Genomic DNA, 18,249 nt, shown 5'->3' with positions numbered 1-18,249 from the left:
CGTGAGCACCCCGCCCGGCCCCGCGACCGGCCCGGAACAGGCGGCGCAGCAACCGGCCTGCGTGCGGCACCCGGACCGGCCGACCGGACTGCGTTGCGTGCGCTGCGAGCGCCCGGCCTGTCCGGACTGCCTCCAAGAGGCTTCGGTCGGTTACCAGTGCGTGGACTGCGTCGCGCAGGGCCGGAGCCGGGGTCGCGAGGCGGTGACCGTCGCAGGCGCCCGGCTGGCCAGCCGCCCGATCGTCGTTCCGGTGCTGATCGCGTTGAACGTGGCGGCCTTCGTGGCCACCGCGGTGCAGGCGAAGAGCATCCAGAACAACATCGACTCGCAGCTGTTCGACACGTTCGCGATGTGGCCGGTCGGTGTTGCGGGCGGCGAGTGGGTGCGCCTGATCAGCTCCGGCTTCCTGCACTTCGGGCCGATCCACCTGCTGATGAACATGATCGCGCTGTGGGTGATCGGCCGCGACCTCGAGCTCGTGCTCGGGCGGCTCCGGTTCACCGCGGTGTACCTGCTGTCGCTGCTCGGTGGCAGCGTCGCAGTCTTCCTGTTCGGTGACCTGGGGTCGCCGGTCGCCGGCGCTTCCGGTGCGGTGTACGGCCTGATGGGCGGGATCGCGCTCGCAGCGCTGCGGCTGAAGGTGAGCCTGCGGCCGGTGCTGGTGGTGATCGCGCTGAACATCGTGTTGAGCGTGACGATCCCGGGGATTTCGCTGCTCGGCCACCTCGGTGGTCTGGTGCTCGGCGGGGCTTCCACCGCGGCGCTGGTCTACGCGCCGCGGAACCGGCGGGTGCTGCTGCAATCCGCAGCGCTCGGGGCGTTGCTGCTGGTGTTGATCGCCTTGCTGATCACGCGGGATCTGCAGTTCGGGCCGGTCAGCTGCTTCAACGGTCGCTGCTTCGGGGCGTGAGCCTCAGCGGCGCAAACCCTCGATGGCCTCGGCGACGTCCTCCGGATCTTCCCCGAGGTCGATGCGGCCGAGCACGACCAGCTCCCCGTTGTCCCCGTCCAGCTCCAGGGTTCGCGCCGACCGCCCGAGCCGCTGCCTGCTGCGGACGTGGACCTGGATCCGCGACCACGGGTGGTGCCGGGTCCGGCCGAGCCCGCGCAGCGTGATGCCGGACTCGTCGGCCCGCAGGCGCGGCCGCGCCAGGCTCACGTAAGCCGAGGCGGTCGCCAGCACGAGCGCGAGCACGGCCACGAACAGCCGGTCCGTCGCGCTCTCGGTCAGCCAGCACCACCACGCGGCGGCCGCGGTCAGCAACCAGCCGCAAACGACGAGACCGATCGGCGTGGACCACTCGCGGGACGAATTCACAGGCACCCCCGCAGTCTGCCGCACTCGGGCGCCGGGGGAGTTATCCACAAGGGTTGTCCACAGTGGGGATGACTTACACGCGTGTGATTCCGCGGCCGCACCTGCGGCCGACGCCGCTGCCTGCAGCTTCGCGCAGTGCCGCCGCGCGAGACGGAGCGGTTCCGGTGCGGGTCAGCGCCACTTCATCGTCATCAGCAAGCCGACGATGATGAAGGCGAAGCCGACCGCGAAGTTCCACGCCTCCAGCTCCCGCATGAACGGGATCTGCGGACCGGCGAGGTAGTTGACGACCAGCCACAGCAAGCCGATCAACATCATCCCGAACATGACGACCAGGTAGATCGGGTGGGACGGGCCGACCGACTTCGCCTGCACCGGCGTGCGCCGATCGGCCGCCGGGGTGTACGAGTCCTTCTTGCGGACCTTCGACTTAGGCATGTTGTCCTCGTCGTGCGGGTCGGCGGCGCTCGCGCCTGCGCGGGGTCTGCTGACAGCGCCGCGGAAACGCCCGATGGCCGCTCGCGCGATCGGCCGTGCTGGTCCCGACCGCGATTCCCGGCGAACCGGGCGGGGCGGAACCGCGAACGGCGCTGCTCGTTGTCCATCTACACGTTAACGCAATTGCGCATCCGACCGAACACCCCTTCGCCGGTGCTGATCAGGTCGTGTCGAGAGGAGACCGTGTCAACCTCCGAGGTCGCAGAGTCCCCGCCGCCCGATCGGCGGCCCGAGCGGGTCGGCAAGGTCGTCCGAGGATGCGGAGAGGTGCTGATCACCTTCGGTCTGGTGCTGCTGCTGTTCGTGTTCTACGAGGTGTACGTAACGGACTGGTTCAGCGCTCACCGCCAGGCCGAGGCGGGCAAGCGGCTCCGCGAGCGGTGGCAGCACGGGCCGGCGCAGCAGCCTGCCGTGGTGGACGGCGACGGGTTCGCCGAGCTCTACATCCCCGCGCTGGGGCACGACTTCCGCTACACCGTGCTGGAGGGGACCGATACCCGGACGCTGGCGAACGGCCCCGGGCACTACACCGGCACCGCGCTGCCCGGAGAGCAGGGCAATTTCGCCGTGGCCGGGCACCGGATCGGGCGCGGTGCGCCGTTCGGCGACCTCGACCAGCTGCGCTCGTGCGATGCCGTGGTCACCGAGACCGCAACCGACTGGTACATCTACCGCGTGCTGCCGATGCAGGGCGAAGCCGCCGGCTGGAACCCTGCGCACGATTCGCGGTGCGGAGGCGTCGCGCCGATCGGCGGACCCTATGCCGGAGTGGCCGGCCGAGACATCGTGCGCCCGGACCAGGGCGAGGTGATCTACCCGGTCCCCGGGAAACCGCGTGAGCTGCTGCCGCGCTCCCAGCAAACCCGGATGATCACGCTGACCACCTGTCATCCGCGGTTCTCCGCGGCGCAGCGGTTGATCGTCCACGGCGTGCTGGTCAAGCAGTACCCGAAGGAACCGGCGCAGCCGGAACTGCGCCCGCCCGAGTTGGAGGAGTCCTGATGTACGCCTGGGTCTGGCGGCAGCTGCCGGGACCGCTCGGGGTCAAGATCGCGGAGGCGGTCCTGCTGGTGCTCGCGGTCATCGCACTGCTGCTGTTCGTCGTGTTCCCGTGGCTGGAACCGAAGCTCCCGTTCAGCGATGTGACCACGGTCTGAGCCCGCCGAAATCCGTGGACGCCGCCGGTATGGTGGCCACGTGCGCGTACTAGTCGTCGACAACTACGACAGCTTCGTCTACAACCTCGTCCAGTACCTCGCCCAGTTGGGCGCGGAGTGCGTGGTGCGGCGCAACGACGCGGTCACCGATGCCGACGTCGAAGCCGCCGACGGCATCCTGCTCAGCCCCGGCCCCGGCACGCCGGACCGCGCGGGCCGGTCGGTGGAGCTGGTGCAGCGCTGCGCCCGCGACCGGCGACCGCTGTTCGGTGTGTGCCTCGGGCATCAGGCGATCGGCGCGGCTTGGGGCGGCGTGGTCGAGCGGGCGCCGGTGCTGCTGCACGGCAAGACCTCGATGATCGAACACTCCGCAGCGGGCGTGTTCGCCGGATTGCCGCAGCCGTTCGTCGCCACCCGTTATCACTCGCTGATCGTGCGCGCGACGACCGTGCCCGCGGAGTTCGAAGTCACCGCGCGCACCGCCGACGGCATCGTGATGGGGATGCGGCACCCCGAGCTGCCGCTCGAAGGCGTGCAGTTCCACCCCGAGTCGGTGCTCACCGACGGCGGGCACCGGATGCTGGCGAACTGGATGGCCGCGGCCGGGCACCCGGTTCCGGCGGAGCTGGTGGACGAGCTGGAAGGCGAGATGCGCGCACTCGCCGCCGCGGCGCACCGCTGAGCTTGATCATTCGCGAGTCCCTGCGCTGGGGCGAAGGCGGTTCCACGTGAAACCGCCGGATCGCCGGCCGCGCAGCACGCGGCCCGGCCGAGCGCACTAGGCACGCAAAAAGGCGCCGCCGCGACCCTGCGCGGCGGCGCCTTGAAGTTTTCGATCAGTCGAACGGCGGGAGCAGCCCACCCGTGGTCGGCGGATTGCTGCCGCTCGGGCTGAGGTCGTACTCGCCGATCTGCAACGTCACCGACTGGTTCTTGCTGATCTTCTGACCGGCCGACGGTGAACTGCCGAGCACCTTGTCGTCCATGCTCGTGTCATTGGTCGGCGTCTTCTGCTCGTTGATCGAGCCGTTCCAGCCGAGCTTCTTGAGCTCGGCTTCCGCCTCTTCCTTCGACTTGCCGGTCAACGATGGCATGGTCAACTGGGCGCTGTTCGAGACGACCAGGGTGACCTCGGCGTTGCGCTTGACCTGCGTGCTGCCGCTCGGGTTCTGGTCGATCACCTGGTTGCCGGGCTGCTCGGAGTCGCGCTCCTGGCGCTTGACCTTGAAGCCCGCGCTCTCCAACGTCGCCTTCGCCTGCTCGTAGGGCAGGCCGACCACGGTGGGCAGCAGCGTCTTCGGGATCTCGGCACCGATCGTCACGTTGATCGTGGTGCCCTTGGCCACGGAACTGCCCTTGTTGTCCCACTCCACGATCCGGCCGACCAGGCTGGAGTCCTCGACCGGGGTCTCCTTGTCGTCCAGGCCGATGCTCAGCCCGGCCTGGGCCAGCAGCTGGGCTGCCTCGTTCTTGCCCTTGCCGTAGATGTCCGGCACCTGGACCATCTCGGGGCCCTTGCCCTCGCAGAGGTTGATCCGCGTCTGGCTCTTGAGCACCATCGCGCCCGGCGGCGGGTCCTGCTTCATGACGTGACCGACCTGGTCCGCGGGCGAGAAGCAAGGGGACGTGTCGAAGTGCCAGCCCTGCGAGTTGAGCTGCTCGCGCGCTGCGGCCATCGTCATGCCCTGCACCGGTGGCACCGCGACCTGCTTCGGTTGCTCCGGCCCGCCGAAGATCCCGGTCGCCAGCCAAGCGACCAGCGCGAACACCGCCACGCAGGCGAGCGTCACCAACGCGATCAGCCAGTTCCGGCGGCCCCTGCCCTGCGGCGGGTCGTCGTCGACGACCGCGGTCGTGCCGGTGGGACGGTCCCCGGAACGGTGCCTGCCCGGGGTGAACACCTCGGTGTTGGCAGGCGGGGGAGCCATCATCGAGGTGCGCTCCTCCTCCGACATGACCATCGGAGCCTTCGGGCGCTGCCCGGACAACACCCGCACCAGGTCGGCGCGCATCTCGGCGGCCGACTGGTAGCGGTTGGCCGGGTTCTTGCTCAACGCCTTGAGCACCACCGCGTCCAGCGAAGCGGGCACGGTCTGGTTGACGTCCGAAGGTTTGCGCGGATCCTCCCGCACGTGCTGGTAGGCCACCGCCACCGGCGAGTCACCGGTGAACGGCGGCTCCGAGGCCAGCAGTTCGAACAGCACGCAACCCGATGCGTACACGTCGGAGCGGGCGTCCACCGACTCGCCGCGCGCCTGTTCCGGGGACAGGTATTGCGCCGTGCCGATCACGGCGGCGGTCTGCGTCACCGCCGCTTGCCCGTCGGCGAGCGCGCGGGCGATGCCGAAGTCCATCACCTTCACCGCGCCGGAGCGGGTGATCATGATGTTGGCCGGTTTGACGTCGCGGTGCACGATGCCGTGCCGGTGGCTGAAGTCCAGCGCAGCCGAAGCGTCCGCCATGACCTCCATGGCCCGGCGCGGCGTCAGCGGGCCCTCGGTCTTGACGATGTCGCGCAGCGTCCGGCCGTCCACGTACTCCATGACGATGTACGGCAGCGGCCCGTTCTCCGACTCCGTCTCACCGGTGTCGTAGACGGCGACGATCGCCGGGTGGTTCAGCGCCGCGGCGTTCTGCGCTTCCCGGCGGAAGCGCAGCTGGAACGTGGGATCGCGGGCCAGGTCGGCGCGCAATACCTTGACCGCCACGTCGCGCCCCAGCCGGATGTCCCGGCCGCGGTGGACCTCCGACATACCGCCGTACCCGAGGTTGTCCCCGAGTTCGTAGCGGTTGGAGAGAAGTCGCGGTGAGCTCATCGATGCGTCGTCCCGATCCTTGTCAATGATCGTCCCATCATGCCGACCCGCAGTCCGCTGCCGATCGCCGCCGGATGGTGGCGCCGACCTGCGTGGTGTGTCCCCGTTCCGGCTGTTCCCGTCCTGGTCGGTCCGACGGCGGGAACGATTCCGAACGCCGGCCGCGAAGGCTCCGGTGACCGGCTCCCGGCGCCCGCACGGCGCGCGTGGTCACGACCGGAATGCCGTAGCGCAGTCTGTCTGATCCATCCCGAAGAATCCAGGAGCCTCAGCTCGTCGGCGCACCGACGCGGGTCCACGCGAGTGGCCCCCATCGTTGCAGAGCCGACTGCCGCGGTTCCCGGTACCGCCTTCGGAGTTGCGCCGGTGCGCACGGTCTCGATTCGACGCCGCCACCCCATCGCACCGAGCAGCGGCGAGCCGGCGGCGACGGCCATCGTGCCGGGCATGAGCAACCAGCTCAGCCAGCCGATCAGCACGACGACGATCACGCCGAGCAGCGCGAGCACCACCCACAGCGCGGCCCGGGAACGGCGCTGCGCGGAAGCCTGCACCGGGATTCCCGAAGTCGGGGGCCCGGACTGCTGGGCGGCCGCTGGCAGCTGCACCGACCCCGGGGGATACGTGCCGCCGAGCTGTCCGCCGGGAAGTGCGGGCTGCCCGACATGCAGCGGGGGCACGCCTCCGGAGGGTGCCCCCACGTTCCTCGGTGGTGGTTGCTGCGGCGGGATGCCCAGCGCCGCAGGCGTCGGTAGCGGTAATCCGGCCCGTACCGCGGCCACCGCGGCGGCGAACTCGCCGCCCCCGCCGTAGCGGCGCCGGGGGTCCTTCACCAGCGTCGCTTCGAGCAACGCCCGCACCCCCGGCGGCACGTCCGGCGGCAACGGCGGCGGTAGCTCGCGGATGTGCATCATCGCGACCGTGACCGCGTTGTCCGACAGGAACGGGCGATACCCCTTCAAGCACTCGTAGCCGACCACCGCCAGCGAATACACGTCGCTGGAGGGGGTCGCGTCACCGCCCAGCGCCTGCTCCGGGGCGATGTAGTGCGCAGTTCCCATGACCATTCCCGAACGCGTGACCGGCGCGGCATCCGCCGCCTTCGCGATGCCGAAGTCGGTGAGCTTCACCGTGCCGGTCGGGGTGATCAGGATGTTGCCGGGCTTCACGTCGCGGTGCACCAGGCCACGCTCGTGCGCGGCCTGCAAGGCGTTGCCCGCCTGTTCCAGCATGTCCACGACGTGCTCCGGGGCGATCCGGCCCTCGCGGGCCAGCACCGCCGCCAGCGGCTCGCCCTCGACCAGTTCCATCACCAGGTAGGCGGTGTCCTCCGGCCCGTCCGGGATCGCCGCGGTTTCGCCGTAGTCGTGCACGGCGGCGATCCCCGGGTGGTTCAGGGAGGCGGTGGTGCGCGCTTCGGTGCGGAAGCGGTGCAGGAACTCGGCATCCCCGCACAACTCCGGCTTGAGCACCTTGATCGCGACCGTGCGGTCCAACCGGACGTCGACGGCTTCCCACACCTCGCCCATTCCACCCACGGCGATCCGCAGGCCCAAGCGGTACCGCTCGGCGAGCAACTGGCCGGAGGTCAGCACTGATCAGCCACCTCCCTGCAAGCCCGCGCGGATCACCTCGCGGCCGATCGGGGCGGCGATCGAACCACCGGTCGCCTCGGCGCCCTCGTCGCCACCGTTCTCGACGATGACCGCGACCGCGATCTGCGGGTCCTCAGCGGGCGCGAACGCCACGTACCAGCCGTGCGGCTTGTCGCCCTCGTCGCCGTGCTGGGCGGTGCCGGTCTTGGAGGCGATGTCGACGCCGGAGATCTTGCCGGAGCCCTTCGTGTACTTCTCCGACTGCAGCATCATGTCCTTGATCTGCCGAGCGGCGTTCGCGGACACGGCCTGGCTCATCTGCTCCGGCTGCAGCTGGTCCATGACCTCCATGTCCGGCGCCCGGGTGCTCTTGACCAGCTGCGGCTTCATCAGCTTGCCGTCGTTGGCGATCGCGGCGGCCATCATCGCGTTCTGCATCGGGGTGACGCGCACGTCGCGCTGGCCGATGCCGCTCTGGTACAGCGAGGCGGGATCGGACATCGGGCCGAGGTCGGACTTGGCGACCTCCATCGGGATCTGCAGGTCCTTGCCGAACCCGAACTTGCCTGCGGTTTCGCGCAGCTTGTCGGCGCCGACCTTGCCCGCGACCTCGGCGAACGCGGTGTTGCACGAGTGCGCCAGCGCCTCGGTCAGCGTCCCGCCCTTGCAGGTGTTGCCGCCGTAGTTCGGCAGCTGCGTGTTCGTGTTCGGCAGCGTGATCGACGAGTCGCGGGTGACCGGGCTGTTCGGCTGGTAGCCGCTGTCCAGCGCGGCCGCCGTGGTGATCAGCTTGAAGGTCGAACCGGGCGGGTAGATCTCGGAGACCGAGCGGTTGCTCATCGGCGAGCCCTCGGCGTTCTCCTGCGCCTTCCAGTGCTTCGCGGCGACGTTGCGGTTGTGCGAAGCCAGCGGGTTCGGGTCGTAGGAGGGCGCGTTGGCCATGCTCAGGATTTCGCCGCTCTTCGGGTTCAGCGCCACCACCGAGCCTTGGTAGCCCTTGCTGGTGAGCTGCTGGTAGGCGGTCTCCTGCATGGCCGAGTCGATGGTCAGCTCCACGTCCCCGCCCGCGGGGTCGCGACCGGTGATCATGTCCGAGAGCCGCCCCAAGGCCATGCTGTCGTCCGAGCCGTTGAGGATCTTGTCCTTGGCCCGTTCGATGCCGTTGGAGCCGTGGGAGGCGGAGTAGAACCCGGTCACCGGCGCGTACGCCGGCCCCTTCGGGTAGGTGCGCAGGTACTTCAGCTCGTCCGGGGTCTCCACCGAGTTGGCCACGGACTGCCCGCCCGCGATGATCTGCCCGCGCTGGTGGGAGTACTCGTCGTAGATCGTCCGGCGGTTCTGCGGGTGGTCCCGCAGCTCACCGGCCTGGATCACCTGCACGTAGGTGACGTTGCCCATCAGCAGCAGCACCATCGCCATCATGGCCATCGCCACCCGGCGCAACGGCTTGTTCATCGCGGACGCTCCACCAGCTCGGTATGTGCTTCGGCGATCGGCGCCTGCTGCTGCTTCGGCTTGGCCGGAGTCTGCGGTCGGCGCGCCGCGTCCGAGATGCGCAGCAGGAACGCGATCAGGATGTAGTTCGCCAGCAGCGAGGAACCGCCGTACGCCAGGAACGGCGCAGTAAGGCCGGTCAGCGGGATCAACCCGGTGACACCACCGGCCACCACGAACAACTGCAGGGCGAGCACGAACGACAGCCCGCCGCCGAACAGCTTGCCGAAAGAGTCGCGCACCGCCAATGCGCTGCGCAGACCGCGCATCATCAGCATCAGGTACATCATGAAGATCGCCATCAGGCCGACCAGCCCGAGCTCTTCACCCAGCGACGTGACGATGAAGTCGCTGAACGAGAACGGCACCCGCTCGGGGCTTCCGTTGCCCAGGCCGGTCCCGCCGATGCCGCCGTAACCGAGGCCGAACAGCGCTTCCCGGAGCTGGTAGACGGTGTCGTCCTCGCTGAGCGGATTCAGCCAGCCGTTGACCCGGTCCTGCACGCGGCCGACCAGCTGGAACGCGAGGAAGGCACCCCCCGCGAACAGCGACAGGCCCAGCACCACCCAGATCGCGCGCTCGGTGGCGATGTAGATCATCACCAGCACGATGCCGAAGAACAGCAGCGACGTGCCCAGGTCCTTCTCCAGCACACCGATGCCGATCGCGGCCGCCCAGGCCACCAGGATCGGCATCAGGTCGCGCGGTCGCGGCAGCTCCACGTTCAGGAACTTGCGGCCGGCCGTGGTGAACAGGTCGCGCTTGGACACCAGGAACGACGCGAAGAAGACCATCAGCAGGATCTTGGCGAACTCGCTGGGCTGCACGCCCAGCGGACCGATCTTGATCCACAGCTTCGCGCCGTTGGCCTCGGAGATCGCGCTCGGCAGCACGCCGGGCAGCGCCAGCAGCGCCAGACCGACGAACCCGCAGGTGAAGCTGTACTTCGCCAGCAGCCGGTGATCCTTGACGAAGATCAGCACCAGCAGGAACAGCACCAGGCTCAACGTGAGCCACACGATCTGCCGGATCGTGTAGCTGCTGCCCGATGCGATGTCGATCCGGTGGATCATCACGATCCCGAGCCCGTTCAGCAGCGCCACCAGCGGCAGGATCAGCGGATCCGCGTACGGCGCCCACTTGCGCACCGCGAGGTGCGCGCCGCCGAACAGGGCCAGGTACGCCGCGCCGTAGTAGAACAGCTGGCGCGTGACCGTGTTCTCCTGGCTGATCTCCACCAGCATGATCGCGACCGTGACGATCGCCGCGGAGAACACGAGCATGGTCAGCTCGGTGCCCCGGCGGGTGTTGCCCCGCGGAGCCGGAGCCGACCCGTGGGTCTCGGAGGCGGCTTCCGGCTGTGCCATCAGCTCACCGTCCGGCAGGTGACACCGGGAGTCTGCTGCACCGAGACCAGCGGGGTGTCGGTCGGCGACGGCGGCGGGCTCGGCGGTGACGGCGGCTGGCCCGGTGCGGTGGACGTCGCCGGGGCGCCCGGAGGCGTGCTCCCGGGCGCGGGGTTGTCCGCCGGTGGGGGAGTGGGCTGCTGCGGCGGTTCCGGCTTCGGCTCCTCGCACTGCGGCAGCAGCGAATTCATCCGCAGCCGCCGCATCGACTCGCGAGCCGCTTCCAGCCCGTTCACATCAGTGATCCCGCTGCGCACGTCGGTCCGGCGCGCCTCCTGCAGGTCGTTGATGCCGATCGGCTTGCAGTCGGCCGCCGAGCCCTGCGGGCAGGAGTCCTCCACCTGCCAGCGCAGCGACACGCCCAGCGCACTTCCCTGCAAGCCCTGGAAGATCACCACGTCGTCGGCCTGGTTGACGCCGATGTAGTACTGGTTGAGCACCCACCAGCGCCCCACCAAGGCCGCGATGACCAGCACCGCCAGCACTCCGCAGGTCACGAGCAGCGCACGCAGCCGGCCTCGCCGGTGCGTGCGTTGGTCAGGAGGGGGGGATGTGTCGTACCGCTGCTGCGGCTGCTTCGGCAGCGTCGCCGCGCTGGCGCGGGCGGCCGAAGAGTCCGGCTGCGGATCCTCCTCTCCGACTCCCGCGGCGCCCCCGACGATCGGGGCGTCCTCGCCGAATTCGACGTCCACCACGTCGGCGACGATCACCGTGACGTTGTCCGGGCCGCCGCCGCGCAGCGCGAGCTCGATCATCCGATCTGCGCACGCCTGCGGGTCGGCGATCCGCAGCGCCTCGGCCATCGTCTCCTCGCTGACCGGGCTGGTGAGGCCGTCCGAGCACAGCAGGTAGCGGTCGCCCGCACGGGCCTCGCGCACCGCCAGGCTCGGCTCCACCTCGTGGCCGGTCAACGCCTTCAGCAGCAGCGAGCGCTGCGGGTGGTTGGCGGCCTCCTCTTCGGTGATCCGGCCTTCGTCGATCAGCGACTGCACGAAGGTGTCGTCGTGGGTTATCTGGGAAAGCTCGCCGTCGCGCACCAGGTAGGCGCGGGAGTCGCCGATGTGCACCAGCCCCAGCTTGCTGCCCGCGAACAGCACCGCGGTCAGCGTGGTCCCCATCCCGTCCAGGTCGGGATCGTGCGAGACCAGCTCGGAGATCGCACCATTGCCGGACAGCACTGCCTGCCGCAGGTGCCCGAGCAGGTCGTCGCCGGGTTCGTCGTCGTCCAGCGGCGCCAGCGCCGCGATGACGACCTTGCTGGCGACCTCACCGGCGGCATGGCCACCCATGCCGTCCGCGAGGGCGAGGAGTCGTGGGCCGGCATAGACCGAGTCCTGGTTGTTGGAACGAACCAGGCCGCGGTCGCTGCGGGCTGCGTAGTGAAGGACGAGGGTCATGAGCGCAGCTCGATCACCGTCTTGCCGATTTTGATCGGAACGCCGAGCGGGACCTTGGAAGCTCCCGTGACCTTCGCCCGATCGAGGTATGTGCCGTTAGTAGAGCCTAGATCTTCCACGTACCAGTCGTTGCCGCGCAGCGACAACCTCGCGTGCCGGGTCGACGCGTAGTCGTCGTCCAGCACCAACGTGGAGTCGTCGGCTCGGCCGATCATGATCGGCCGCCCTTCGAGCGAGATGCGCGTGCCCGCCAGCGGGCCGTGCGTCACGACCATCTGCCGTGGCGCCTTGCTCCTGCCGCGGGCCTGCTTGCTCGACGTCTTGCCCGCCCCCGGCATCGACACCCGCATGCCGGAGGCGGAGTACAGATCGGAACGAACCACGCGAAGCGCGGCCAGCACGAACAACCAGAGCAGGGCGAGGAACCCTGCTCTGGTCAGCTGAATAACCAGCTCTGGCACTTGTTGTGAACGCTCCTACTCCGTCGTCGGAGCCAGGCGACCGGGAACCGGTCAGCCCTGGCTGCGGAACACCAGGGACGAGTGGCCGACGCGGACCACGTCCCCGTCCGCCAGCTGCCAAGTCTGCACCGGCGTGCCGTTCACCGTGGTGCCGTTCGTGGAACCGAGGTCCGCCAGCATCGCCGACATGCCGTCCCAGGTGATCTCGATGTGCTTGCGCGAGACGCCGGTGTCGGGCAGCCGGAACTGCCCCTCCTGGCCGCGGCCGATCACGTTGGAGCCGTGCTGCAGCGTGTACGAGCGGTTCGACCCGTCGTCGAGTTGCAGCGTAGCGGTCAGCTGGCGCTGGTCCGGATACCCCGGAGCGTTCGGCGGGTAGCCACCGGGCTGGCCGAAGCCCTGGTCGAAACCGGGCTGCGGCTGGCCGAAGCCCTGGTCGTAGCCCGGCTGCGGCGGCTGGCCGAAGCCCTGGTCATAACCGGGCTGCTGGCCGTAGCCGGGGTCGTAGCCCTGCGGCGGCTGCGCGTAACCCTGCCCGTAGCCCTGGTCGTAGCCCGGCTGCTGCGGGAAACCGCCAGGAGTGCTCGGCGGGTAGCCCCCGCCCGGCTGCGGCGGCTGGCCGTAACCCGGCTGCGGCGGCTGGCCGTAGGGGTCGTAGCCGGGCTGCGGCGGCTGGCCGTACCCGTAACCCTGGTCGTAACCGGGCTGCTGGCCGTAGCCGGGCTGCTGGCCGTAGGGGTCGTAACCCGGCTGCGGCGGCTGGGCGTACCCGGGGGCCTGCTCGTAGCCCGGCGGCTGCTGCCCGTAGCCGGGCTGCTGGCCGTAGCCGTAGTTGGGGTCCTGGCCGTACTGGTTCTGCCCGTAGCCCTGGTCGTAGCCGTACTGACCCTGCTGGCCGTACGGATCTCCCTGGGGATAGTGGCCTGGTGGCTGGCTCATGGGTCGGTCTCCTGCGGTACGAGGGGTGGCCGTCCGACGTTTTACATCGGGGTCGACGGACGACTTGATACGAAACTGTCCCGTGTGCAGCGTCTCAGAGCGCTCCAGGGAGACTACGACGTCACCATATGTGTCCCACCCCTGCTCTGTGAGGTGCTCCTGAACGCAGTCGGTGAGGAGGTCGATAACCCGGTCCTCATCACCGGCGAGCCGCTCGTGATCCGACGGGCTCAGCAGCACGGCGTAGTGGTTGCACGCCAGCAGCCTGCCACCCGCGAGCTCGCGCAACTGCATGTCGGCTTCCCGCTGCAAGTCCTGCGCGACCTCTTGCGGGACGACCTTCCCGCCGAACACACGCGCGAAGCCATTGCCGACCATGCCTTCGAGCCTGCGCTCGAAGCGCTGCACGAGGCCCACGACAATCCCCTCCACACGTACGACTCCGACGACCATCGTATCTGGGTCAACGGGGCGGGACACCGCCCAGTTCCCAACTCGTCGACCCCCTGCCGAAAGTCGTTTGCCGCGTGGTGCTAATGTTCTTCTCGCCAGCACGACGGCGGGCCGGTACCAACCAGGTGCAGCGGACCCCCCGGTGCGAACGGCCGGAGCGGGCAAGATAAGCTTCGGACCGAGCCACGGGCGAGTGGCGGAATGGCAGACGCGCACGGTTCAGGTCCGTGTGTCCGGAAGGACGTGAGGGTTCAACTCCCTCCTCGCCCACTCGAAAAGGCCCTCGGCTGCTGCGCCGGGGGTCTTTTCTCGTCGTATTGGTTGGGGGACCGAGTCCCCCAAGCCCCCTGCGGTGCGGCTGGGCGCGTTTCGCGGGCTCCTTGCGATTGGGACGGTTCCCGGTCTGGGTGGGGGACCAGCCTTCGGCGGTCCTGGGGGACCGGCCTTCGGCGGTCGGTGGGGGTGCTCTGGTGGGGTTTTCGGGGGTGAGACTTTCCTCAGCTTTGGACGAGTGGGGAAGGTCATGGTCGCGGTGCGGGTAGAAGGTGGCGTTGTGCTGGGTTTGGTCGAAGTCGAAGAGGTGGCCCGGAAAGCGCACGCCGGCCAAGTGGACAAGGCCGGTCGGCCGTACGCGGAGCACCTGGCGGCGGTCGCGGCGGGGGTCATCTCCGCCGGCGGCGACGACTGCCAGATCGCTGCCGCCTGGCTGCACGACGCGGTCGAGGACGGCGCGGTCAGCCCGGAATGGCTCGCACGCGCGGACCTGTCGGAGCGCACCAGGAGCATCGTGCTCGCCTTGACCAGGCGCGATGGGGAGGATCAAGCCGAATACGCCCGGCGGATCCTGGCGACTCCCGGCGCACTGCTGGTCAAGCGATCAGATCTCGCGCACAACGCCGACCCGCAGCGGCTCGCCGAACTGGATGCGGCGACCGCGGGGCGGCTGGCCCGCAAGTACGCCGAAATGCGGGAGTTGCTGGGAATCGGGAGCTGACTCAAGCGTTCCAGGTGACTTCGCACGGTTGGTGCGGCCGGACCGCCGACGTGCACTCCGGACAACGCTGGATGATCGACTCGGCGTGTCCGCCGCCCGCGAACGGGATCTTGATCCAGCGGTTGCAGACGGTCGGCAGCAACTGGCCGCCGGGGAACGTCCCGGGTGCGAACTCCACCGCGTGGCGCACTCGCGCACCCGGTCCGACCAGCCAATACACCGTTTCGCGCATAGCGCCTCCCCACGCCGCGGTCCGGTTCGGACACGCTAACGGCGCGACCCGCACCTCCACAGGTATCGGTCGAGTGAACTGAACAGTTTCGGATAGTGCCCGCGGGCATGACCGGCCCGGCCGCGGGTAAGCCGTCGACGACGGAGAAAGGAGCCGGTTTGCGCAGTTGGGAAGAACTGGGTCTGCACGCCGAGGTCGAAGGCCCGGCGGACGGTCCCGCGCTGGTCCTGTCGAACGCGCTGGGAGGCACCCGCGAGATGTGGGGATCGCAACTCCCCGCCCTCACCGAGCACCACCGCGTGGTGCGCTACGACCAGCGCGGTCACGGCTTTTCGCAGGCGCCGCCCGGCCCCTACCTGCTGGAGGACTTGGCCGAGGACGTGCTCGTGCTGCTGGACCACCTGGAAATCCGGTCCGCGTCGTTCGCGGGTTCCTCGCTCGGCGGCATGATCGGGTTGTGGCTGGCCGCGCACGCCCCGGACCGGATCGACACGCTGACGGTGTGCTGCACGTCGGCCTGGCTGGACGGGCGGGAGACCGAGCTGGACCGCGCGCGTGCGGCGCGCGAGCACGGCACCAACGAGCTGGTCTCGCCGACCATCGAGCGCTGGTTCACGCCGTACTTCCGCGAGCACCACAGCGTGGAGACCGCCGATTACGCGGCGATGATCGCGGGCACCGACGACGAGGCGTACGCGCTGTGCTGCGAGGTGATCGCGCACGCCGACCTGCGCGCGGACCTGCCCGCGATCAGCGCGCCGACGCTGGTGATCTCCGGCGCGGACGATCCGGCGACGCCGTCGGAGCACGGCGCCGCGATCGCGGACGGCATCGGCGACAACGCCCGCCTGGAAGTACTGCCGCACGCCGCGCACCTCGCCAACGTCGAACGCGCCGCGGACTTCGACCGGTTGCTCACCGGGCATCTCGCCGTCCGGCCGTGAACTCGCCGGGAAACCCGGTGCCCGCGTCGGAATCCGGGTCTTGGCCGGGGGCGGGGACTGTGCTGGGCTGGACCTTGCGCGGGCGGAGTTGATCGGGTGACGCCGTCCGGTGGTTTCGCCGCGGGAGGTTCGATGGCGGGCAACAGCCGGGATGCCGGGCGGTCGGTGACGGCTCGCGCGTTGAGCGTGCTGACCGCGTTCGACCTCGAGCACAGCCGGCTGACGCTGACCGCGATCGCGCGGCGCGCGGGAATCCCGCTGGCCACGGCGCACCGGCTGGTCGGTGAGCTGGAGCTTTGGGGCGCGCTGCAGCGCGACGCCGACGGGCGCTACGCGATCGGCCTGCGGCTGTGGGAGATCGGGATGCTCGCGCCGCTGAACACGAGCCTGCGCGACGCCGCGCTGCCGTTCATGCAGGAGCTGTGCGAGACGACGCGGGAAAACGTGCACCTCGCGGTGCGCGATCGCTGGGATGCCGTGTACGTGGAGAAGCTGACCGCCCCTCGATCGGTGTCGATCGTTTCTCGGACGGGTGGCAGGTTGCCGCTGCACAGCACCGGAGTCGGCAAGGTGCTGCTGGCCCACGCGCCGGCCGTCGTCGTGCACGAGTACTGCGAGCAGGGACTTGCCCGGCACACCCCGTACACGATCACCGAGCCCGGGCGGTTGGGCCGTGAGCTGCACGCGGTGCGCAGCCGGGGGTTCGCGCAAACGTCCGAGGAGATGACGCTCGGTAATTGTTCGGTGGCGGTGCCGCTGCGGGCCGGGGACGGGGCCGTGATCGCCGCGCTCGGGCTCGTCGCACGCAGCGTCCGCGCCGAGCCTTCCAAGCTGGTCAAGCCGTTGCTGCCGGCGGCGGAGGCGATTCGCAGGCGGCTGCTGGAACAGTCTGGGGCGCACTCCGGAGTGGGCTGACCGGTGATCGGCGCAGGAAGGCTGACGCCCCTTCCGTGCGTCACCTGATTGGCCGCACCGCCGGGCTGAAGTCGGCCAACCGCTCACCGACCGGTCACCGACCGCCCAGCGCCGCCGGTCGCAGGAACACCGCGACGGCGCAGAGGAAACGGCCGGGACCTGTTTTAGTCGAACTGCCCGGCCGGGATGCACATCCGCCGGGTGCGCAAGCGCTTTTTCGCGGACGGTCAGCGCATCGAGGGAGGCGGGGAGCCGTGACCGGAATGCCGGGACGTACCACGGTCGACAACGAGGTCCGGGTCTGCTCGGCCCAGGTGCGGTCGCCGCTCGAATTACCGGCCTCCATCGGCAAGCTCTCGACGCTGGCCGCGGACGCGCTCGGCTGGGCGGGCAGTGTGCTGCCGCCGGTCAAGATGCTGGGCAGGCACGTTGTCCCGGTGGCCGAGCTGGTCCCGGACGCGCACGCCGAGCGGCTGTGCTTCGGCAGCGAGCCGGTGCTGGACCGGGCCGAGATAGCCACCTGGGTGTGGCCGGAGATGGACGGGCGGGTACCGCCGCCCGGAGCGCACCTGGCGGGGATGCTCGCCCCGGCGCGGCACTGGCGGACCGCGCTGACGGCCGCGGTGCCGTTCGCCCGGTTCACCAGCACCGCGATCGTGGTGCCCAAGAGCGTCACCGACGCCAGCGACTTCATGTCCACCTGCCTGATCCGGGCTCGGCAGTTCGGCGTGGCGGTGCTCAGCGCGGACTCGGAGAACGTGCAGGTCCAGCTGCCGGGCAGGTCGTTCGCGGACGCGCCGCCGATCGAGCACACGGCCGTTTCCCGCTGGGTCAACGAGGTCGTCTACCAGCAACTGCTCTGCGCCGAGGCGCCGGCGCCTTCGCGCAGCTGACGCAGCCGCAGCCGAGCCCGATCTGTGCGCGCTGCCGCGGTGCGGTCATAGGGTGCTGGTCATGCGAGTCGTGGTAGCCGGAGGACATGGAAAGATCGCCCGACACCTGACGCGTCGGCTGGCCGACCGGGGTGACGCGGTGACCGGGTTGATCCGCAATCCGGAGCACGCCGACGACCTGCGCGCGGACGGCGCGGAACCGGTGGTGCTCGACTTGGAATCGGCCGATGCGGACACGCTGGCCGGTCACCTCGAAGGCGCTGATGCCGCCGTGTTCGCCGCGGGCGCCGGTCCGGGCAGCGGCGTGGCCCGCAAGGAAACCGTCGACCGCGGCGCTTCCGCGCTGCTGGCGCGCGCCTGCGAGCAGGCGGGCGTGCGGCGGTTCGTGCAGGTCAGCGCAATCGGTACGGCGAATCCGAACCCGCCGGACGTGGGTGAGGTGTTCGGCGCGTACCTGGATGCCAAGCGCGCCGCGGAGCAGGATCTGCGCGAGCGGGACCTGGATTGGACGATCTTGCGTCCCGGCATCCTCACCGATGATCAGCCCACCGGGCAGGTGTTGCTGACCACGGAGCTGCAGCGGGCGGAGATTCCGCGCTCGGACGTGGCCGCGGTGCTGGTCGCGCTGCTGGACGAGCCGAAGTCGACCGGCCACGCGCTCACCTTGATCAGCGGTGCGACTCCCGTCGCGGAGGCGGTTCGCGAGGTCGTTTCCTGAAGCTCGGTGAGCGGGCCGC

Annotated in this window: 19 protein-coding genes and 1 tRNA gene; 10 read left to right on the top strand and 10 right to left on the bottom strand. The window is 69.8% G+C overall.

What is annotated here, in order from left to right:
• Position 1: 1 nt before the first annotated feature.
• Positions 2-910, top strand: coding sequence for a rhomboid family intramembrane serine protease (locus tag V1457_RS07590; protein ID WP_338601840.1), 909 nt, complete (start codon positions 2-4; stop codon positions 908-910).
• Between the two features lie 3 nt (positions 911-913).
• On the opposite strand, the gene V1457_RS07585 is transcribed toward V1457_RS07590, so the two are convergent.
• Both V1457_RS07585 and crgA read right to left on the bottom strand, forming a co-directional pair.
• On the bottom strand, positions 914-1,324 hold the full coding sequence (locus tag V1457_RS07585) for a PH domain-containing protein (RefSeq protein ID WP_200068046.1): 411 nt from the start codon (positions 1,322-1,324) through the stop codon (positions 914-916).
• A 165-nt stretch (positions 1,325-1,489) separates the two neighbouring features.
• On the bottom strand, positions 1,490-1,756 hold the full coding sequence (gene crgA / locus V1457_RS07580; protein WP_200068047.1) for a cell division protein CrgA: 267 nt from the start codon (positions 1,754-1,756) through the stop codon (positions 1,490-1,492).
• A gap of 243 nt (positions 1,757-1,999) precedes the next feature.
• Between crgA and V1457_RS07575 the strand changes: the two genes are divergently transcribed.
• From V1457_RS07575 to V1457_RS07565, 3 genes are read left to right on the top strand one after another with little or no spacing between them, the layout of a single operon-like run.
• Positions 2,000-2,818 (top strand): class E sortase, encoded by an 819-nt coding sequence (locus V1457_RS07575; RefSeq protein ID WP_338601831.1) that lies wholly within the window; start codon positions 2,000-2,002, stop codon positions 2,816-2,818.
• Entirely contained in the window at positions 2,818-2,973 is a 156-nt protein-coding gene (locus V1457_RS07570; RefSeq protein ID WP_295142104.1) for a hypothetical protein, read from the top strand. Before V1457_RS07575 ends, V1457_RS07570 begins: the two co-directional genes overlap by 1 nt.
• Before the next feature lie 40 nt (positions 2,974-3,013).
• Positions 3,014-3,655, top strand: coding sequence for an aminodeoxychorismate/anthranilate synthase component II (locus tag V1457_RS07565; protein ID WP_295142107.1), 642 nt, complete (start codon positions 3,014-3,016; stop codon positions 3,653-3,655).
• 154 nt (positions 3,656-3,809) lie between these two features.
• Here V1457_RS07565 and pknB read toward each other — a convergent pair whose 3' ends face one another.
• Genes pknB through V1457_RS07530 form a run of 7 tightly spaced genes read right to left on the bottom strand, consistent with a single transcriptional unit; the run spans position 3,810 to position 13,498 of the window.
• Positions 3,810-5,789, bottom strand: a complete 1,980-nt coding sequence (pknB, locus tag V1457_RS07560) for a Stk1 family PASTA domain-containing Ser/Thr kinase (protein WP_338601825.1) — start codon at positions 5,787-5,789, stop codon at positions 3,810-3,812.
• Entirely contained in the window at positions 5,786-7,384 is a 1,599-nt protein-coding gene (locus V1457_RS07555) for a protein kinase domain-containing protein (RefSeq protein ID WP_407074755.1), read from the bottom strand. Before V1457_RS07555 ends, pknB begins: the two co-directional genes overlap by 4 nt.
• Before the next feature lie 3 nt (positions 7,385-7,387).
• Positions 7,388-8,839 (bottom strand): penicillin-binding protein 2, encoded by a 1,452-nt coding sequence (locus V1457_RS07550; protein ID WP_200068052.1) that lies wholly within the window; start codon positions 8,837-8,839, stop codon positions 7,388-7,390.
• Positions 8,836-10,245 carry an FtsW/RodA/SpoVE family cell cycle protein gene (locus V1457_RS07545; RefSeq protein ID WP_200068053.1) on the bottom strand — a complete coding sequence of 470 codons (1,410 nt, stop codon included), beginning with the start codon at positions 10,243-10,245 and terminating at the stop codon, positions 8,836-8,838. The genes V1457_RS07550 and V1457_RS07545 overlap by 4 nt, the downstream gene beginning before the upstream one ends.
• Positions 10,245-11,681 (bottom strand): PP2C family serine/threonine-protein phosphatase, encoded by a 1,437-nt coding sequence (locus V1457_RS07540; RefSeq protein ID WP_200068054.1) that lies wholly within the window; start codon positions 11,679-11,681, stop codon positions 10,245-10,247. The genes V1457_RS07545 and V1457_RS07540 overlap by 1 nt, the downstream gene beginning before the upstream one ends.
• Positions 11,678-12,142 (bottom strand): FHA domain-containing protein, encoded by a 465-nt coding sequence (locus V1457_RS07535; protein WP_200068055.1) that lies wholly within the window; start codon positions 12,140-12,142, stop codon positions 11,678-11,680. The genes V1457_RS07540 and V1457_RS07535 overlap by 4 nt, the downstream gene beginning before the upstream one ends.
• A gap of 51 nt (positions 12,143-12,193) precedes the next feature.
• Entirely contained in the window at positions 12,194-13,498 is a 1,305-nt protein-coding gene (locus V1457_RS07530) for an FhaA domain-containing protein (protein WP_295142127.1), read from the bottom strand.
• Between the two features lie 223 nt (positions 13,499-13,721).
• On the opposite strand from V1457_RS07530, the gene V1457_RS07525 reads away from it, so the two are divergent.
• Both V1457_RS07525 and V1457_RS07520 read left to right on the top strand, forming a co-directional pair.
• A tRNA-Leu gene (locus tag V1457_RS07525) sits at positions 13,722-13,804 on the top strand.
• A 241-nt stretch (positions 13,805-14,045) separates the two neighbouring features.
• Positions 14,046-14,528 (top strand): HD domain-containing protein, encoded by a 483-nt coding sequence (locus tag V1457_RS07520; protein WP_307849832.1) that lies wholly within the window; start codon positions 14,046-14,048, stop codon positions 14,526-14,528.
• A gap of 1 nt (position 14,529) precedes the next feature.
• Here the strand turns inward: V1457_RS07520 and V1457_RS07515 are convergent, their stop codons facing one another.
• The gene (locus V1457_RS07515; protein ID WP_200068057.1) at positions 14,530-14,760 is read right to left on the bottom strand and encodes a hypothetical protein; all 231 of its coding nucleotides are present in this window, start codon (positions 14,758-14,760) and stop codon (positions 14,530-14,532) included.
• Positions 14,761-14,918: 158 nt separating this feature from the next.
• Between V1457_RS07515 and pcaD the strand changes: the two genes are divergently transcribed.
• The 4 genes from pcaD (at position 14,919) to V1457_RS07495 (ending at position 18,230) form a co-directional block, all read left to right on the top strand.
• Entirely contained in the window at positions 14,919-15,704 is a 786-nt protein-coding gene (pcaD, locus tag V1457_RS07510; RefSeq protein ID WP_338601809.1) for a 3-oxoadipate enol-lactonase, read from the top strand.
• 132 nt (positions 15,705-15,836) lie between these two features.
• The gene (locus V1457_RS07505; protein WP_338601806.1) at positions 15,837-16,619 is read left to right on the top strand and encodes an IclR family transcriptional regulator; all 783 of its coding nucleotides are present in this window, start codon (positions 15,837-15,839) and stop codon (positions 16,617-16,619) included.
• A 263-nt stretch (positions 16,620-16,882) separates the two neighbouring features.
• Positions 16,883-17,512, top strand: coding sequence for a hypothetical protein (locus tag V1457_RS07500; RefSeq protein WP_233626540.1), 630 nt, complete (start codon positions 16,883-16,885; stop codon positions 17,510-17,512).
• A gap of 61 nt (positions 17,513-17,573) precedes the next feature.
• Positions 17,574-18,230, top strand: a complete 657-nt coding sequence (locus V1457_RS07495; protein ID WP_338601801.1) for an SDR family oxidoreductase — start codon at positions 17,574-17,576, stop codon at positions 18,228-18,230.
• Positions 18,231-18,249: the final 19 nt, after the last annotated feature.

The sequence above is a fragment of the Saccharopolyspora sp. SCSIO 74807 genome (genome assembly GCF_037023755.1).
Lineage (GTDB): Bacteria > Actinomycetota > Actinomycetes > Mycobacteriales > Pseudonocardiaceae > Saccharopolyspora_C > Saccharopolyspora_C galaxeae.
This window is presented reverse-complemented; position numbering and strand designations above follow the sequence as displayed.

Coding starts and splice junctions, on each gene's coding strand:
- crgA (WP_200068047.1), bottom strand. CDS start 1,756: ATGCCTAAGTCGAAGGTCCGCAAGAAGGACTCGTACACCCCGGCGGCC.
- V1457_RS07570 (WP_295142104.1), top strand. CDS start 2,818: ATGTACGCCTGGGTCTGGCGGCAGCTGCCGGGACCGCTCGGGGTCAAG.
- pknB (WP_338601825.1), bottom strand. CDS start 5,789: ATGAGCTCACCGCGACTTCTCTCCAACCGCTACGAACTCGGGGACAAC.
- V1457_RS07550 (WP_200068052.1), bottom strand. CDS start 8,839: ATGAACAAGCCGTTGCGCCGGGTGGCGATGGCCATGATGGCGATGGTG.
- V1457_RS07545 (WP_200068053.1), bottom strand. CDS start 10,245: ATGGCACAGCCGGAAGCCGCCTCCGAGACCCACGGGTCGGCTCCGGCT.
- V1457_RS07540 (WP_200068054.1), bottom strand. CDS start 11,681: ATGACCCTCGTCCTTCACTACGCAGCCCGCAGCGACCGCGGCCTGGTT.
- V1457_RS07515 (WP_200068057.1), bottom strand. CDS start 14,760: ATGCGCGAAACGGTGTATTGGCTGGTCGGACCGGGTGCGCGAGTGCGC.
- V1457_RS07505 (WP_338601806.1), top strand. CDS start 15,837: ATGGCGGGCAACAGCCGGGATGCCGGGCGGTCGGTGACGGCTCGCGCG.
- V1457_RS07500 (WP_233626540.1), top strand. CDS start 16,883: ATGCCGGGACGTACCACGGTCGACAACGAGGTCCGGGTCTGCTCGGCC.
- V1457_RS07495 (WP_338601801.1), top strand. CDS start 17,574: ATGCGAGTCGTGGTAGCCGGAGGACATGGAAAGATCGCCCGACACCTG.